Origin of the sequence: Kluyvera ascorbata (assembly GCF_023195735.1) — a bacterium.
In the GTDB taxonomy this organism is placed as follows: domain Bacteria; phylum Pseudomonadota; class Gammaproteobacteria; order Enterobacterales; family Enterobacteriaceae; genus Kluyvera; species Kluyvera ascorbata.
This window is the reverse complement of the sequence record NZ_CP096201.1, coordinates 2,630,083-2,643,771: the sequence shown is the minus strand read 5'-3', so window position 1 is coordinate 2,643,771 and position 13,689 is coordinate 2,630,083. Positions and strand designations below refer to the sequence as shown.

Annotated in this window: 16 protein-coding genes; 6 read left to right on the top strand and 10 right to left on the bottom strand. The window is 54.4% G+C overall.

Going from position 1 to position 13,689, the window contains the following annotated elements:
* Positions 1 to 97: 97 nt before the first annotated feature.
* Positions 98 to 1,009 carry a DNA-binding transcriptional activator PunR gene (gene punR, locus MY052_RS12510; protein WP_123650429.1) on the top strand — a complete coding sequence of 304 codons (912 nt, stop codon included), beginning with the start codon at positions 98 to 100 and terminating at the stop codon, positions 1,007 to 1,009.
* Positions 1,010 to 1,027: 18 nt separating this feature from the next.
* Here the strand turns inward: punR and purR are convergent, their stop codons facing one another.
* Positions 1,028 to 2,053 carry an HTH-type transcriptional repressor PurR gene (gene purR, locus MY052_RS12505; RefSeq protein ID WP_035896304.1) on the bottom strand — a complete coding sequence of 342 codons (1,026 nt, stop codon included), beginning with the start codon at positions 2,051 to 2,053 and terminating at the stop codon, positions 1,028 to 1,030.
* Between the two features lie 295 nt (positions 2,054 to 2,348).
* Between purR and cydH the strand changes: the two genes are divergently transcribed.
* Positions 2,349 to 2,438: a cytochrome bd-I oxidase subunit CydH gene (gene cydH, locus MY052_RS12500; protein WP_115074450.1), complete on the top strand. Its 90-nt coding sequence runs from the start codon at positions 2,349 to 2,351 to the stop codon at positions 2,436 to 2,438.
* Positions 2,439 to 2,598: 160 nt separating this feature from the next.
* Positions 2,599 to 3,765 carry an MFS transporter gene (locus MY052_RS12495; protein ID WP_123650428.1) on the top strand — a complete coding sequence of 389 codons (1,167 nt, stop codon included), beginning with the start codon at positions 2,599 to 2,601 and terminating at the stop codon, positions 3,763 to 3,765.
* 79 nt (positions 3,766 to 3,844) lie between these two features.
* On the opposite strand, the gene sodB is transcribed toward MY052_RS12495, so the two are convergent.
* On the bottom strand, positions 3,845 to 4,426 hold the full coding sequence (gene sodB, locus MY052_RS12490; RefSeq protein ID WP_035896301.1) for a superoxide dismutase [Fe]: 582 nt from the start codon (positions 4,424 to 4,426) through the stop codon (positions 3,845 to 3,847).
* A gap of 122 nt (positions 4,427 to 4,548) precedes the next feature.
* Complete coding sequence (locus tag MY052_RS12485) at positions 4,549 to 5,370, bottom strand: C40 family peptidase (RefSeq protein WP_035896300.1); 822 nt, start codon at positions 5,368 to 5,370, stop codon at positions 4,549 to 4,551.
* 343 nt (positions 5,371 to 5,713) lie between these two features.
* On the opposite strand from MY052_RS12485, the gene MY052_RS12480 reads away from it, so the two are divergent.
* A complete protein-coding gene (locus MY052_RS12480; RefSeq protein WP_035896299.1) occupies positions 5,714 to 6,058 on the top strand; it encodes a Grx4 family monothiol glutaredoxin in 345 nt (114 codons plus the stop codon).
* 99 nt (positions 6,059 to 6,157) lie between these two features.
* Here MY052_RS12480 and rnt read toward each other — a convergent pair whose 3' ends face one another.
* From rnt to MY052_RS12460, 4 genes are all read right to left on the bottom strand, one after another.
* Entirely contained in the window at positions 6,158 to 6,805 is a 648-nt protein-coding gene (gene rnt / locus MY052_RS12475) for a ribonuclease T (protein ID WP_035896298.1), read from the bottom strand.
* Between the two features lie 103 nt (positions 6,806 to 6,908).
* On the bottom strand, positions 6,909 to 7,316 hold the full coding sequence (gene gloA / locus MY052_RS12470) for a lactoylglutathione lyase (RefSeq protein ID WP_248537081.1): 408 nt from the start codon (positions 7,314 to 7,316) through the stop codon (positions 6,909 to 6,911).
* A 76-nt stretch (positions 7,317 to 7,392) separates the two neighbouring features.
* The gene (gene nemA / locus MY052_RS12465) at positions 7,393 to 8,490 is read right to left on the bottom strand and encodes an alkene reductase (RefSeq protein ID WP_248537080.1); all 1,098 of its coding nucleotides are present in this window, start codon (positions 8,488 to 8,490) and stop codon (positions 7,393 to 7,395) included.
* 55 nt (positions 8,491 to 8,545) lie between these two features.
* Complete coding sequence (locus MY052_RS12460; protein WP_035896295.1) at positions 8,546 to 9,142, bottom strand: TetR/AcrR family transcriptional regulator; 597 nt, start codon at positions 9,140 to 9,142, stop codon at positions 8,546 to 8,548.
* A 142-nt stretch (positions 9,143 to 9,284) separates the two neighbouring features.
* Here MY052_RS12460 and MY052_RS12455 point away from each other — a divergent pair, with 142 nt between their 5' ends.
* Both MY052_RS12455 and MY052_RS12450 read left to right on the top strand, forming a co-directional pair.
* Complete coding sequence (locus MY052_RS12455) at positions 9,285 to 9,524, top strand: DUF1289 domain-containing protein (RefSeq protein WP_123650426.1); 240 nt, start codon at positions 9,285 to 9,287, stop codon at positions 9,522 to 9,524.
* Between the two features lie 49 nt (positions 9,525 to 9,573).
* Positions 9,574 to 10,470 carry an aldo/keto reductase gene (locus tag MY052_RS12450; protein WP_035896293.1) on the top strand — a complete coding sequence of 299 codons (897 nt, stop codon included), beginning with the start codon at positions 9,574 to 9,576 and terminating at the stop codon, positions 10,468 to 10,470.
* Between the two features lie 41 nt (positions 10,471 to 10,511).
* On the opposite strand, the gene MY052_RS12445 is transcribed toward MY052_RS12450, so the two are convergent.
* From MY052_RS12445 to MY052_RS12435, 3 genes are read right to left on the bottom strand one after another with little or no spacing between them, the layout of a single operon-like run.
* The gene (locus MY052_RS12445; RefSeq protein ID WP_248537079.1) at positions 10,512 to 12,536 is read right to left on the bottom strand and encodes an FUSC family protein; all 2,025 of its coding nucleotides are present in this window, start codon (positions 12,534 to 12,536) and stop codon (positions 10,512 to 10,514) included.
* Positions 12,533 to 13,393: an efflux RND transporter periplasmic adaptor subunit gene (locus MY052_RS12440; RefSeq protein WP_202215787.1), complete on the bottom strand. Its 861-nt coding sequence runs from the start codon at positions 13,391 to 13,393 to the stop codon at positions 12,533 to 12,535. Before MY052_RS12440 ends, MY052_RS12445 begins: the two co-directional genes overlap by 4 nt.
* A gap of 9 nt (positions 13,394 to 13,402) precedes the next feature.
* On the bottom strand, positions 13,403 to 13,639 hold the full coding sequence (locus MY052_RS12435; RefSeq protein WP_035896290.1) for a DUF1656 domain-containing protein: 237 nt from the start codon (positions 13,637 to 13,639) through the stop codon (positions 13,403 to 13,405).
* Positions 13,640 to 13,689 lie beyond the last annotated feature (50 nt).

Below are 13,689 nucleotides of genomic sequence, written 5' to 3'. Positions count from 1 at the left end.
ATCATGAGTAAACAATGCCGCTGAGTGTAGAGAGTGCATAACGGCTTGTGAAACGCTAATATTTGCGCCATGGATTCAAAATATTTGAAGGCAAAAAATGTGGTCTGAATATTCTCTGGAAGTCGTTGATGCGGTGGCGCGCAACGGCAGCTTTAGCGCCGCGGCGCAGGAACTGCACCGTGTGCCTTCTGCGGTGAGCTACACGGTACGCCAGCTAGAGGAGTGGCTAGCCGTGCCGCTGTTCGAACGTCGTCATCGCGACGTAGAACTGACCCCAGCGGGGGCATGGTTTTTGAAAGAGGGACGTTCTGTTATCAAAAAAATGCAGATCACCCGTCAGCAGTGCCAGCAAATTGCTAACGGTTGGCGAGGGCAGCTGGCGATTGCGGTCGATAATATCGTGAAGCCCCAGCGAACTCGCCAGCTGATCGTCGATTTCTATCGTCATTTCAGCGATGTGGAACTGATTGTTTACCAGGAGGTATTCAACGGCGTCTGGGATGCGCTGGCGGACGGTCGTGTGGAACTGGCGATTGGCGCAACCCAGGCGATTCCGGTCGGTGGCCGTTTCGCTTTCCGTGATATGGGGATGCTCAACTGGCATTGCGTGGTCGCCAGTACGCATCCGTTGGCTCGAATGGACGGTCCACTGAGCGACGACGTGTTGCGCAACTGGCCGTCGCTGGTGCGTGAAGATACGTCGCGATCTCTGCCGAAGCGAACGACCTGGCTGCTCGATAACCAAAAACGCGTGGTCGTGCCGGATTGGGCCTCAGCGGAAACCTGTATCTCGGCGGGGCTTTGTGCGGCGATGGTGCCAGGACATCAGGCGCAGCCGTGGCTGGAAAGCGGAGAGTGGGTCGTGTTACAGCTTGAGAACCCGTTCCCGGATGCCGCCTGTTGTCTGACGTGGCAGCAAAGCGAAGCGTCGCCGGCGCTTAACTGGTTGCTGGAGTATCTGGGGGATAGCGAAACGTTAAATGAAGAGTGGCTGCGGACACCCGAGTAGGGTGTCCGCGGGTCATGCTTAGCGGCGATAGTCGCGGAACGGACCGTCGGCCACGGAACGACGTTCGATAAGGCGCGGATGCACCTCAATCGATTGAGACGTCTCGCGTTTGCTGACGATGCGATCCATCAGCATATTGAAGGCCGTTTCGCCGAGTGAATCTTTCGGCTGATGAATGGTGGTCAGCGCTGGGGTGAAGAAACGTGAGTTGCGCACGTTATCATAGCCGATGAGCGAAATATCCTGCGGCACGCGCAGCCCCATCTCATCTGCCGCACACAGGGCACCCATCGCCATAATGTCCCCGCCGCAGAAGATAGCGGTAGGGCGCGGATGCTGTGACAGAATTTGTTGCATGGCGCGATAACCTGACTCTGGCTCAAAGTCACCCTGCACAATCCAGTTGGCTGGCACGTTAATTTGCGCTTCTTCCATGGCTTTCATAAAGCCCGCAAGACGGCCTGCGCCGGTGTTACGCTCCAGAGGGCCTGGGATCACGCCAATATCGCGGTGTCCGCGCTCAATCAGGTAACGGCCCGCGGTGTAACCACCTTCAAATGCGTTATCAATAACGGAGTCGGTAAAGTCTGCTTTGGCTTCGCCCCAGTCCATGACGACCATCGGGATGTGACGGTACTCTTCCAGCATCGACAGCAGCGACTCTGGGTACTCAGAGCACATGACCAGCAGGCCATCGACGCGCTTTTGCGCCATCATTGACAGGTAGGCGCGCTGCTTTTCCAGGTTGTTCCAGGCGTTACCCAGAATCAGGGTATAGCCTTTCTCAAAGCAGTTTTTCTCAACGGCTTCGATAATTTCGGCAAAGTAGGCCGCTTCGCTGCTGGTCGCCAGTAAACCAATCGATTTGGTATGGTTAACCTTGAGGCTACGGGCAACGGCGCTTGGCGAGTAGTGCAGCTCTTTGATTGCCGCCCAGACGGCTTCACGCGTCTCTTCAGCAACAAAACGCGTCTTGTTAATTACATGTGATACGGTTGTAGTGGAAACGTTTGCGCGCTTCGCTACATCTTTAATAGTTGCCATTCCATTTCACTCCAGACCCTGGCCTGCCCCTGATAAAATCGAAAGGAAAACGTTTGCCTTCACACACCCTGACGCAATTTTATGGATTGCGATTCGCCGGGAAAACGATACAGGACGACAGGAGGGGGTCAATGGCCGGTACGCTTATAAATAAGCGTCGAATTCTGACTTATCCTGGCGCAAAGTGGAAGAGCAAAAAACAACATCCTGCTAAAACTGTGAAGATTTTTGCGCAATACTGTGCAAAAATGAGTTAGCTCAGTTTTGCTGTGGAAATAAAAAGGAGAAAAAATTGATGAGTACCGAACTTAAGCTGTCGCTCTCTACCACCGTTATTACGCTGGCGCTGATCGTCGCTGCCGCGTTGACTGCCGTTCTGCATTAATTCCTCTGCGGGGGAGCGTCCGCTCCCTCCTGTCTGATTGTTACCGAATTCGCAATAATCTTTTGCAGTTTTGTACACTTCTGTTTTTCTGTGATTAATGTCATGCTTTTGCATTATGTCCTTATGCCGCGTCTGTTGTGCGGCCACTCGGAGCTTGAGCATGAAAATTAACTTCCCCTTACTGGCGTTAGCCGTCGGTGCCTTTGGTATCGGCACCACCGAGTTCTCGCCGATGGGGCTTCTGCCGGTCATCGCCAAAGGGGTGGACGTTTCCATTCCTGCCGCCGGGATGCTGATCAGTGCCTATGCGGTCGGCGTCATGGTCGGTGCGCCGTTGATGACGCTGCTGCTTTCGCATCGCGCTCGCCGAAATGCGCTGATTTTCTTAATGGCGATTTTTACTCTCGGCAACGTGCTTTCTGCCATCGCGCCGGATTACACCACGCTGCTGTTGTCGCGCATTATTACCAGCCTTAATCACGGCGCGTTCTTTGGCCTGGGTTCGGTGGTGGCGGCGAGCGTCGTGCCGAAGCACAAACAGGCGAGCGCAGTAGCCACTATGTTTATGGGGCTGACTATCGCGAATATCGGTGGTGTACCTGCCGCGACGTGGCTGGGTGAAACCATCGGCTGGCGTATGTCGTTCCTGGCCACCGCCGGGCTTGGCGTTATCGCGATTCTGGGGCTGTGGTTCTCGCTGCCGAAGGGCGGGGCAGGCGAAAGACCGGACGTGAAGCGTGAACTGTCGGTGCTGGTGCGTCCACAGGTGCTTTCAGCCCTGTTAACCACCGTGCTGGGCGCGGGCGCGATGTTTACACTCTATACCTATATTTCGCCGGTGCTGCGTACCATCACTCACGCGACCCCGGGCTTTATTACCCTGATGCTGGTGCTGATTGGCGTGGGCTTTTCTATCGGTAACTTCCTCGGCGGTAAATTTGCAGACCGCTCGGTGAGCGGGACGCTGAAAGGCTTCCTGGGGCTGCTGATGGTCATAATGCTGGCCATACCTTTCCTTGCGCAAACGCAGGTTGGCGCGGCGTTCAGTATGGTGGTCTGGGGTGCGGCAACCTTCGCGGTGGTGCCACCGTTGCAAATGCGCGTGATGCGCGTGGCTCACGAAGCGCCGGGCCTTTCTTCCTCGGTGAATATCGGGGCGTTCAACCTGGGGAACGCACTGGGTGCGGTTGCGGGTGGGGCGGTTATTTCCGGTGGTCTGGGATATAGCTTTGTACCGGTCATGGGGGCAATAGTGGCAGCCCTGGCCCTGTTGGTGGTTTTTCTGAGCGGACGTTCGCGTGGTGAAGAAGCCCTGGCTCGTCAGTAAAAACAAAAACGCAGAAGGTCTCCCTTCTGCGTGATACGAGATAACCCGGCGAAGCGTTGCGATGCCGGGTTATTTTTGCTTAGGCTGCCAGATTCTTAGCAACGAATTCCCAGTTAACCAGAGCCCAGAAGTGCTCCAGATAGTTTGGACGCGCGTTGCGGTAATCGATGTAGTAAGCGTGTTCCCACACGTCAACGGTCAGCAGCGGCGTCGCGTCGGTGGTCAGCGGAGTCGCTGCGTTAGACGTAGAGACGATAGCCAGGGAGCCGTCAGCTTTCTTCACAAGCCAGGTCCAGCCAGCGCCGAAGTTTTTAACCGCGGCATCGGTGAACTGCGCTTTGAATTCAGCGAAGCTGCCGAAGGATTTGGTAATGGCTTCAGCGACTGCACCGGTTGGTTCGCCACCGGCGTTTGGTGCCAGGCAGTTCCAGTAGAAGGTGTGGTTCCAGACCTGTGCAGCGTTGTTGAACACGCCGCCTTCAGATGAACGCACGATCTCTTCCAGCGTTTTACCTTCAAACGCGGTGCCTTTGATCAGGTTGTTCAGGTTAGTGACATAGGTCTGGTGGTGTTTGCCATAGTGATACTCGAGCGTTTCCACGGAAATGTGTGGAACCAGAGCGTCTTTGGCATACGGTAATGCAGGTAATTCGAACGACATTGCTTCTCTCCTTATTATATTTGTACACTCAATAACCATGTACTGAGTAGGGATAGAGTAGCAAATTAAAAGGTGAGATAAAAGATAAGCTTACCCCGTTTATTAACAAACGGGGTAAGTGATTAACGAATTGTCTTAGGGGTAACAACACGGCGTGCGCCGACGTAGTGACGTACCCAATAATCTTCGCTCAGCGAGGTTATCTGGATGTCCTGGCCGGTACGCGGGGACTGAATAAATTTGCCGTTACCGACATACACGCCTACATGATCGGCGGTGCCGCGGCCCTGAGTGCGGAAGAAGACCAGATCGCCACTTTCCAGCTCACCACGTTCAACCGGACGCGCATCGCGCAAGTGATACATTTCATTAGCAGTGCGTGGAATACGGATGTTGACCAGATCTTTGTAAGCGTAATAGACCAGACCGCTGCAATCAAAACCGGTACGCGGAGAGTTGCCACCCCAGCGGTATGGTTTCCCTAACTGACCCATCAGCTTATTCATTGCGGTCTTCTGTACTTTCTGAACGCGAACTTTGTGCGCGGCGGCAATGGTAGTTGGTTTGGACTCTACAGGGCTGGTGGTGCAGACCTTCTTGTGACCTTTGCGAACCTTGCAGGTCGTAGTGACGCTGGCGGTTTTCACTGCGCTGCTTTTCACGCGGGTTTTAGCGGAGGCGGTTTTTGATTTGCTGGAAACTGGGGCCGCTTTCTTCGCGACGGCTGGCGTGGTTTTCTTCTTAGCGGCAACCGGAGTCGATTTTTTCTTAGCGTTAGATTTATTGTCCGCGTTCTTTTTCTTGCGTTCACTGCTTTTTACAGGGAGCGACTTTTGCGCCGTTGGGGTTTTGGCATGCCCTGTAGCATGCGCCAACGGCGTGAAGGATAACGATGTAAACAGCAATGCACAGAGCGTGAACGACCATTTTTTTATCTGCGCCACTGAACAACCCTCTGAGTAAGATGCAGGCTAAATGTCCTTGCCTGGGTATGGTTTACAAAACCCAACGATTCTAATCCATAAAAACACGAAATGTTAATAGTGTTTTTATAGATAAAACGTTGTTTCGTTAGCAACTGCAAAAAAAAACATCATTTGATACATAATGAGTCAAATAATGAGCAAGCTTTTCATCCACCTGCCGATAAACTCATATTTATAAAGCAACTTACCGCGTCAGACGATAAAATAGTAAAGCGTGAACAAAATGTTATTTTCTGTTCAGGGTCTGAAACGTTACAATGTCAGACTACTGCCGTAAAAAGAAGTTTGAGGAAGCAAGACAATGAGCGAGACAATTGAAAAAATTCAGCGCCAGATCGCTGAAAACCCAATCCTGCTGTACATGAAAGGTTCCCCGAAACTGCCAAGCTGCGGTTTCTCTGCCCAAGCCGTTCAGGCGCTGTCCGCCTGTGGCGAGCGCTTTGCTTACGTCGACATCCTGCAGAATCCGGACATCCGCGCTGAGCTGCCAAAGTATGCAAACTGGCCGACTTTCCCACAGCTGTGGGTTGATGGTGAGCTGGTTGGCGGCTGTGACATCATTATCGAAATGTACCAGCGCGGCGAACTGCAGCCTCTGATTAAAGAGACCGCAGCCAAATACGCTGAAGAGCCGAAGGCAGAATAATTGCCGGGTTGGTGTAGGCCGGATTAGCGAAGCGCTATCCGGCCATCTGCACCGAATGCGGAAACAAAAAAGCGACCATCGGTCGCTTTTTTTATGCTGCTACTCTTCACTCGCTATCGGCAGCGGCCAGCCGCCGAGGCGCTTCCAGCGGTTGACGATTTCGCAGAACAGAATCGCGGTCTGTTCGGTGTCGTACAGCGCCGAGTGCGCCTGACTGCTGTCAAAGTCCATGCCCGCGGCGGCACAGGCTTTTGACAGTACGGTTTGCCCCAGTGCCAACCCGCTAAGTGCTGCGGTGTCGAAGGTGACAAACGGGTGGAACGGATTTCGCTTGAGCGATGCGCGATCGGCCGCGGCCATCATAAAGCTGTGGTCGAAAGTGGCATTATGCGCCACCATAATCGCGCGATTGCAGTCGCTGTCTTTAATACCCTTGCGGACCATCTTGAAGATAGCATGCAGCGCATCGTACTCGCTGACCGCGCCACGCAGGGGGTTGTTTGGATCAATACCATTGAACGCCAGCGCTTCCGGCTCGAGGTTCGCGCCCTCAAAAGGTTCAACGTGGAAATGTAACGTGTTGTCCGGCATCAGCCAGCCTTGCTCATCCATTTTCAACGTAATTGCCGCTATTTCGAGCAGGGCATCCGTTTTGGCATTGAATCCAGCAGTTTCTACATCGATAACCACGGGATAAAACCCACGAAAACGGTCGCATAGACCATTAAGTTGCACATTGTCGGACATCAGAATCTCATCACTTAGAAAAAGTAGCGCGCATTATGGCAAATTTTGCCGCGGCTTGGAAAGGCGGGGAAAAAAACGGGCGCGTTAAGCACCCGTGGAGGAGTTAGTTGCCAAGGCCTTTGCCGGCATCTTTCTCTTCGATCAGTTCGATTTTATAACCGTCCGGATCTTCAACGAAGGCAATCACCGTGGTGCCACCTTTTACCGGACCGGCTTCGCGAGTTACGTTGCCGCCATTGCGACGGATACGCTCGCAGGCTTCAGCAGCGTTATCCACGCTCAGAGCAATGTGGCCGTAGGCGGTGCCCAGCTCGTATTTATCCACGCCCCAGTTGTAGGTCAGCTCAATTACCGCTTCGTCACTTTCTTCGCCATAGCCGACGAAGGCCAGTGAGTATTTGTATTCCGTATTTTCACTGGTGCGCAGCAGCTTCATGCCCAGCACTTTAGTGTAGAAATCAACGGAGCGTTGCAGGTCGCCGACGCGCAGCATGGTATGCAGTAAACGCATGTTATCCCTCGTCCTTACTTATGAATAATCTAGCTAGTATAGCGGCGGAAGCCCGCCGCTATCAATCAACGCGGGATTAAAGCGAAGGGTAGTCGGTGTAACCTTCCGCGCCGCCGCCATAGAAGCTTTCCGGGCGCTGCGGGTTCAGCTCGGCTTTATGCTGCAGACGAGCGACCAGGTCCGGGTTGGCGATGTAGTCGCGACCGAAGGCCACGGCATCGATTAACCCTTTCTCAATCAGCGCTTCCGCTTTTTCTGGCGTATAGGCGCCAGCACCGATGATTGGGCCGTGGAAACGCGCGCGGACTTTTTCGCGGAACGCTTCGCTGTAAGGTTGACCACCTGCCCAGTCTGGCTCGGACATGTGCAGATAAGCAATGCCGCGTTTGCCCAGCTCTTCAATTAAGTAGAGCGCATCGGCTTCTTCGTTTGGACCGTTATCGACGTTCTGGAAGGTGCCAATTGGCGATACGCGGATACCGATACGATCGGCTCCCCATTCTTTGATCCCGGCATCAACCACTTCCAGCACCAGGCGTGCGCGGTTTTCGACGCTGCCGCCGTACTGGTCGGTACGATGGTTAGAGGATGGCGACAGGAACTGGTGCAGCAGGTAACCGTGCGCAGAGTGCAGTTCAACCAAGTCAAAACCGGCTTCACGGGCGTTGGCGATAGCCTGACGGAAATCGTTAACGATGCCTGGGATCTCTTCGGTTTCCAGCGCGCGTGGCATAGAGGTATCCACACGAATCGCATGACCGTTCTCATCACGCAGAGAGGTACGAGTATTGGCGCTCAGCGCTGAAGGCGCAACCGGTGCTGCACCGTTTGGCTGCAGGCTGGAGTGGGAAATACGCCCGGTGTGCCACAGTTGAACGGCGATTCGGCCATCTTCAGCGTGAACGCCTGCGGTGATTTTCTGCCACGCCGCAATTTGCTCAGGGCTGTGCAGGCCTGGTGCACCCTGGTAGCCTTTTGCCTGTGCAGAAACCTGAGTCGCTTCGGTGATTATCAAACCGGAGCTTGCGCGTTGGCGATAGTATTCGGCCATCAGCGGGGTAGGGATGTCACCCGGTACAATGCTGCGCAGACGCGTCAGCGGGGCCATAAATACGCGGTTCGGGGCAGTAACCGCACCCACTTTCAGTGGGGTAAACAGTTTTTCTTGCGACATAGTGACTCCTGAGTAGACCGGTCGTCTAGTGATTAACGAAATAAAAACGCCGGGATCAGTCCGGCGCGGCAATCAGATTCCTGACGTGCGTCAGCGCGCTTTCAAGCGGCGTTGAGCTGCGGGCCATTTTCGCCTGCAGATTGGCCCCTAACCACAGCGAGTAGAGCACCTGTGCGGTGGTTTCGGCCTCACCGCTGAATTTAAGGCAGCCTTCACGGCGGCCATTTTCCAGCGCTTGTGCCAGCAGAACCATAATCTGGCTGGCACCTTTATTCATTTCTGTGCGCATATCTTCGGAAAGATCGCACACTTCCGCAGAGAGTTTTACGGTCAGACAACCGCTGATAAGTCCCTGCTGGCAAAACTGGGTGAGCGTATGCTGGTAATAGTCCAGCAGGCGGTCCCGGTAGTTTCCAGCACCTTGGGTAAAGTGCTGTACCAGACGCTGGTGGTAATCGGCAAAATGCCGTTCCAGCATGGCGACGCCAAACGCCTCTTTTGAACGGAAATAGTGATAAAACGATCCCTTCGGCACTTCCGCCGTTTTCAGGAGTTCGCTAAGCCCCATTCCGGTAAACCCCCGGTGCATGCAAAGACGCTCGCCGGTAGCCAGAATGTGTTCACGGGTATCATGTTCAATTGATTTGCTCATGGGAGGCACTGTAATAGACCGATTGGTCTAATGCAAATGAATTTTTGAAAACGAAGGTTTGCCCGCACGATGTGGGAGAAAAGTTGCGTCGCGATGATTAAACGTCTTCAATGAGAGTATGGCGAAGTAAAAGGGGGCTAACGTGGCGGAGCAACTGGAGTTTTTCCCGGTTCAAAGTCCGTGCCGGGGAATTTGTCAGTCGGATGAGCGCGGTTTCTGCCGTGGCTGTTTTCGTAGCCGCGATGAACGCTTTAACTGGCAAAAAATGAGCGATGCGCAAAAACAGGAGGTGCTGCGGCTTTGTCGCCAGCGGCTGCTGCGTAAATTACGCGCGGGTAAAGCGACGAATACTGAAGAACCTCAGCAGCCCTCACTGTTTTAAGCGCCAAACTGGGTATACTCAATTCAAATTTTTTGTTGAGGAAGTCGTTATGGTTCAACGTATTACCCTGGCACCGCAGGGGCCAGAATTTTCACGTTTCGTCATGGGCTATTGGCGCTTGATGGAGTGGAATATGACGCCGCGCCAGCTGGTGAGTTTTATTGAAGAGCATCTGGATCTCGGGGTGACAACCGTTGACCACGCTGATATCTACGGCGGCTATGCGTGCGAGGCCGCGTTTGGTGAAGCGCTGAAGCTGGCGCCGCATCTGCGCGAAAGAATGGAAATTGTCACCAAGTGCGGTATTGCCACGACGGCGAAACCGGAACATGCCCTTGGGCATTATATTACCGATCGCCATCATATTATTCATAGCGCCGAGCAATCACTGCGCAATTTGTCGACCGATGTGCTGGATCTGTTGCTGATCCATCGCCCGGACCCGCTGATGGATGCTGATGAAGTGGCAGAAGCGTTTTCTGTGCTGCATCAGAGCGGCAAAGTGCGCCATTTCGGCGTCTCTAACTTTACCCCTGCGCAGTTTACGCTGCTGCAATCGCGTCTGCCGTTTACTCTTGCCACCAACCAGGTAGAAATCTCACCGGTTCATCAGCCGACGATTCTGGACGGTACGCTGGATCAGCTTCAGCAGCTACGCATTCGCCCGATGGCCTGGTCCTGCCTCGGCGGCGGTCGTCTGTTTAATGACGATGCGTTCCAGCCGCTGCGCGATGAACTGGCGAAGGTGGCGAATGAGCTGAATGCGGGAAGTATTGAACAGGTGGTTTATGCGTGGGTGATGCGCTTACCGTCCCAACCGCTGCCGCTGATTGGCTCCGGTAAAATCGAGCGAGTTCGCTCGGCCATCGTCGCGCAGTCGCTGGATATGACTCGCCAGCAGTGGTTCCGTATTCGTAAAGCTGCACTGGGTTACGACGTACCGTAACGTCTTAAATGCAGGCGGAAATCCCGCCTGCATCCTTTCACTCAGGCCGTTTTTTCGGTCAGCGTACCGGGAGCCGGTGCCGTTTCTAACTGCGAAAGCGAACAGTATAGCCGCCACAAAATGGAGGCAAGCTCACGTGCTGCCGGTTGATGATGGTGCGCTAGCGTGTCGCAAATGCGCTGTAGTTCCTGAAGGGTGGCGGCTAACGGTCGTTGCTGAACCCCGCGTTCGCTCATAACATCGCGTAGCAGACTGATACACATATCCCGAACCTGGGAGAGCGGGTCGGAACGGGCTTCCCAGGCGCGTAGCTGCCACACGACATGAGAGCAGTTAAGCAGAACAACACCCCAGCGTAGCAGCCAGCGGCGGGCGGGTTCATCCTGGCTTGCGCTCAGCTGGCTAACATGATGATAAACCAGCGATTCAAAATCGTGTTCGCTGTTCTCCGGGTGGCGGCTCAACTGGTCAACAAAGTGACGCCGTAACGCACGAATATGACGTCGACTCTTTCGCGCATCTGACCCTGGCGTCAGTACGGCAAACGCCAGCCAGGCAAGGCCAACGCCGATGATTTTGGCCAGGTTATCGTTAAGAAAATCACCAAAGCTGTAGACCGGCGGATTCGTGACAGCGATAAATGACCCCATAAAGACAATAAGCGAACCCCAGAGCCTCGCCTGTTTCGGCATTTGCAGCTTGAGCAATTGCATGGTGAGCAGCAGCGGGAAGAGGAACAGCATGAACTGCCAGAGGTCGCTAATTTGCACCATCAGGCCAAATTTCACGCCAAAGCTGAAAATAGACAGCAGAATAAGCGTGCGCATCAGCAGCGTCAGCGAGCTGAACGGTGACGGAACGTTGGAATAGAGGACGCAGCAGATGGCCGCAAGGGTTAACGCTGCCGCGCCTGATTCCCATTGCGTGCTGATGCTTAGCGCACCGACGCTGACCAGCGCAAAGAAAGTACGAATACCGCTCCATGCCGCTTCGGCGTGGTCAGTGTGGCGCATCAAGGCCGGAGCGGCTGGCACGGTAAATTCCGTTACCGCCGTGGCGTTTTCCAGCCGCTGTAGCCAATGGCTGGTGGTGAGGTAGAGACGACAGAAATAGCGTAAACGATGCCAGAACGCGTGGTGGCGATAGTCCTGCGGGTCGCTCGGCGCCAGCGGGGCGATAATCCGTGCCACGGTGTAGGCATCACAGTCGGGTTTTGCCAGCGCTTGCAATAGCGTTTCCAGCACCGGGCGAATGGTTTGCGGCGCATCCGGCCAGTTCAGCATCAGGCGACGGAGGCTTGAGATAACGCTGGTTAAACGCAGCTGCTGGTGGAGCAAATAGTTAAGCAGCGTGTTTTGCCGACGCAGGCGGTAGTGGCTCCAGAACGCCTGAATACGCAGCAGGTTCATGGTCAGGATCTGGCTAATAACGCTTTGGTGTGCGGTGCGGATAGCGTCGGTCGTGACCGGTTGCCACAGCAGACTGGCGTGCTCCAGCAATCGCGCATGCATATTTTTGAGCGCCGCCAGCAGGGCGCTGCCGTCGGAGGTGCTGGGCAGGATCATCATCATCAGGCCACCGCACAGAATACCGACAATCACCTCGCATACGCGCGCCTGCGCTATCTCCCACAGTTTGGTGGCGTCGACCACATTAATAATAGGAAAGGCAATGATGGCGCAGGTATAGCCGGCAAGCTGGAAAGCATAGGCGACGTTGTTGGTATACATCGCGCATGCCCAGGTACAAAACGCCAGCCAGCCAGACATAGCAAAGAGAAATAACCAGGGGTCAGTCAGGGTGTGGCCGGCAATCAGCAGCGCGGCGCAGGCACCGAGCATACTGCCGGCAATACGTCCCAGGCTCTTACTGATAACGCCACCGACGGTCGGGAAACTGACCACGGCGGCGGAGGTCATTGCCCAGTAGGGTTCATCCAGATTTAACCAGTAAGCAATGCTTAACGCCAGGCACATGGCGATGGCATTACGCATGGCATAGCGCCACTGCGGTACGGTGGCTTTAACCCAAGGCAGTGACTTCCATGTCAAGGCGGGTAGGGTCATTGCTTCCCGCCCGTGATAGAGACGGTGCAGGTGGTGCCTGCAACCAGCACGGTATCCGCAGGCTGCGCGTCTAATTCAATACGAACCGGTACGCGCTGGGCGAGGCGCACCCACGGAATAGTAGGCTTGATGTCGGCAACCAGCTTACCGTCCGTTGCCAGGCTTTGGTCATGGATGGCGCGACCGATGCTGGAGACGTGACCCTGTAACTTTCTGTCATCGCTGTACAGCACAACATCCGCACGGTCTCCTTCACGAATATGGCGCAGCTTCGTCTCTTCAAAATAACCAACGACATAGAAGGAGTGGCTATCGATCAGCGCAAAGACGGGATGCCCGACCGTTGCGTAGTTGCCAATACGGGTCGTCAGATTGGTTATCCAACCGTCTACCGGGGCCTTGACCGTCGTTTGCGCAAGCTGCCAGCGCGCGTGTTCCAGTTCTGCTTTTGCCGCATCAAAATTAGCCTGTGCGACTTTCAATGCGATATTGACGGTGTCGAGGTCTTCGGCAGAGATAAAATTCTGCGATAACCCACGGCGGCGTTCAACTTCATGGCTCGCGCGGGAGAGGTCGGACTGGGCTTTAGCGAGCTTCGCCTGGGCGTTCATCACGGCGATTTTCCATGGCGTCGGGTCTATCTGGAACAGTTCATCACCCGCTTTGACAAACTGGTTGTCCTTCACGTTAAGCGTGAGGATGCTACCGGAGACCTGCGGGGTAATATCGACCTGTTCAGCACGAATTTTGCCATCGCGCGTCCATGGCGACTGCATGTAGTAGTTCCAGACCAGCCAGCAGGCAATGATAGCCAGGGCAGCGATGAGCAGCGTAGAGAAATACTTTAATTTTTTCATTGGATTACATCACCACCAAACCAGAACCATCAGCGCAGCACAGACCATTAGCGCAAAGAGAGAAAGATCCATTAACAGCGGATGCCAGATGTCACCGGCATACATCCAATCGCGCAATAAACGGTGAATAATGAGCCAAAACAGGAAGCCGAGCAGCACGGCTTTAAATACAGGAGGAAAATAAATAGAAGCACCGACCACAAGGTCTTGTAGCGGGACTCCGGGGATGTGGAAAATCGACTTCACAAGCAGAAATCCTTTGCAATTGAAGAGTTATGGCTCGATAGTGTGTCGTG

Coding starts and splice junctions, on each gene's coding strand:
- cydH (WP_115074450.1), top strand. CDS start 2,349: ATGAGTACCGAACTTAAGCTGTCGCTCTCTACCACCGTTATTACGCTG.
- MY052_RS12460 (WP_035896295.1), bottom strand. CDS start 9,142: ATGAGCAAATCAATTGAACATGATACCCGTGAACACATTCTGGCTACC.
- gloA (WP_248537081.1), bottom strand. CDS start 7,316: ATGCGTTTACTGCATACCATGCTGCGCGTCGGCGACCTGCAACGCTCC.
- MY052_RS12445 (WP_248537079.1), bottom strand. CDS start 12,536: ATGACCCTACCCGCCTTGACATGGAAGTCACTGCCTTGGGTTAAAGCC.
- nemA (WP_248537080.1), bottom strand. CDS start 8,490: ATGTCGCAAGAAAAACTGTTTACCCCACTGAAAGTGGGTGCGGTTACT.
- sodB (WP_035896301.1), bottom strand. CDS start 4,426: ATGTCGTTCGAATTACCTGCATTACCGTATGCCAAAGACGCTCTGGTT.
- MY052_RS12450 (WP_035896293.1), top strand. CDS start 9,574: ATGGTTCAACGTATTACCCTGGCACCGCAGGGGCCAGAATTTTCACGT.
- MY052_RS12440 (WP_202215787.1), bottom strand. CDS start 13,393: ATGAAAAAATTAAAGTATTTCTCTACGCTGCTCATCGCTGCCCTGGCT.
- rnt (WP_035896298.1), bottom strand. CDS start 6,805: ATGTCCGACAATGTGCAACTTAATGGTCTATGCGACCGTTTTCGTGGG.
- MY052_RS12480 (WP_035896299.1), top strand. CDS start 5,714: ATGAGCGAGACAATTGAAAAAATTCAGCGCCAGATCGCTGAAAACCCA.
- purR (WP_035896304.1), bottom strand. CDS start 2,053: ATGGCAACTATTAAAGATGTAGCGAAGCGCGCAAACGTTTCCACTACA.
- MY052_RS12495 (WP_123650428.1), top strand. CDS start 2,599: ATGAAAATTAACTTCCCCTTACTGGCGTTAGCCGTCGGTGCCTTTGGT.
- punR (WP_123650429.1), top strand. CDS start 98: ATGTGGTCTGAATATTCTCTGGAAGTCGTTGATGCGGTGGCGCGCAAC.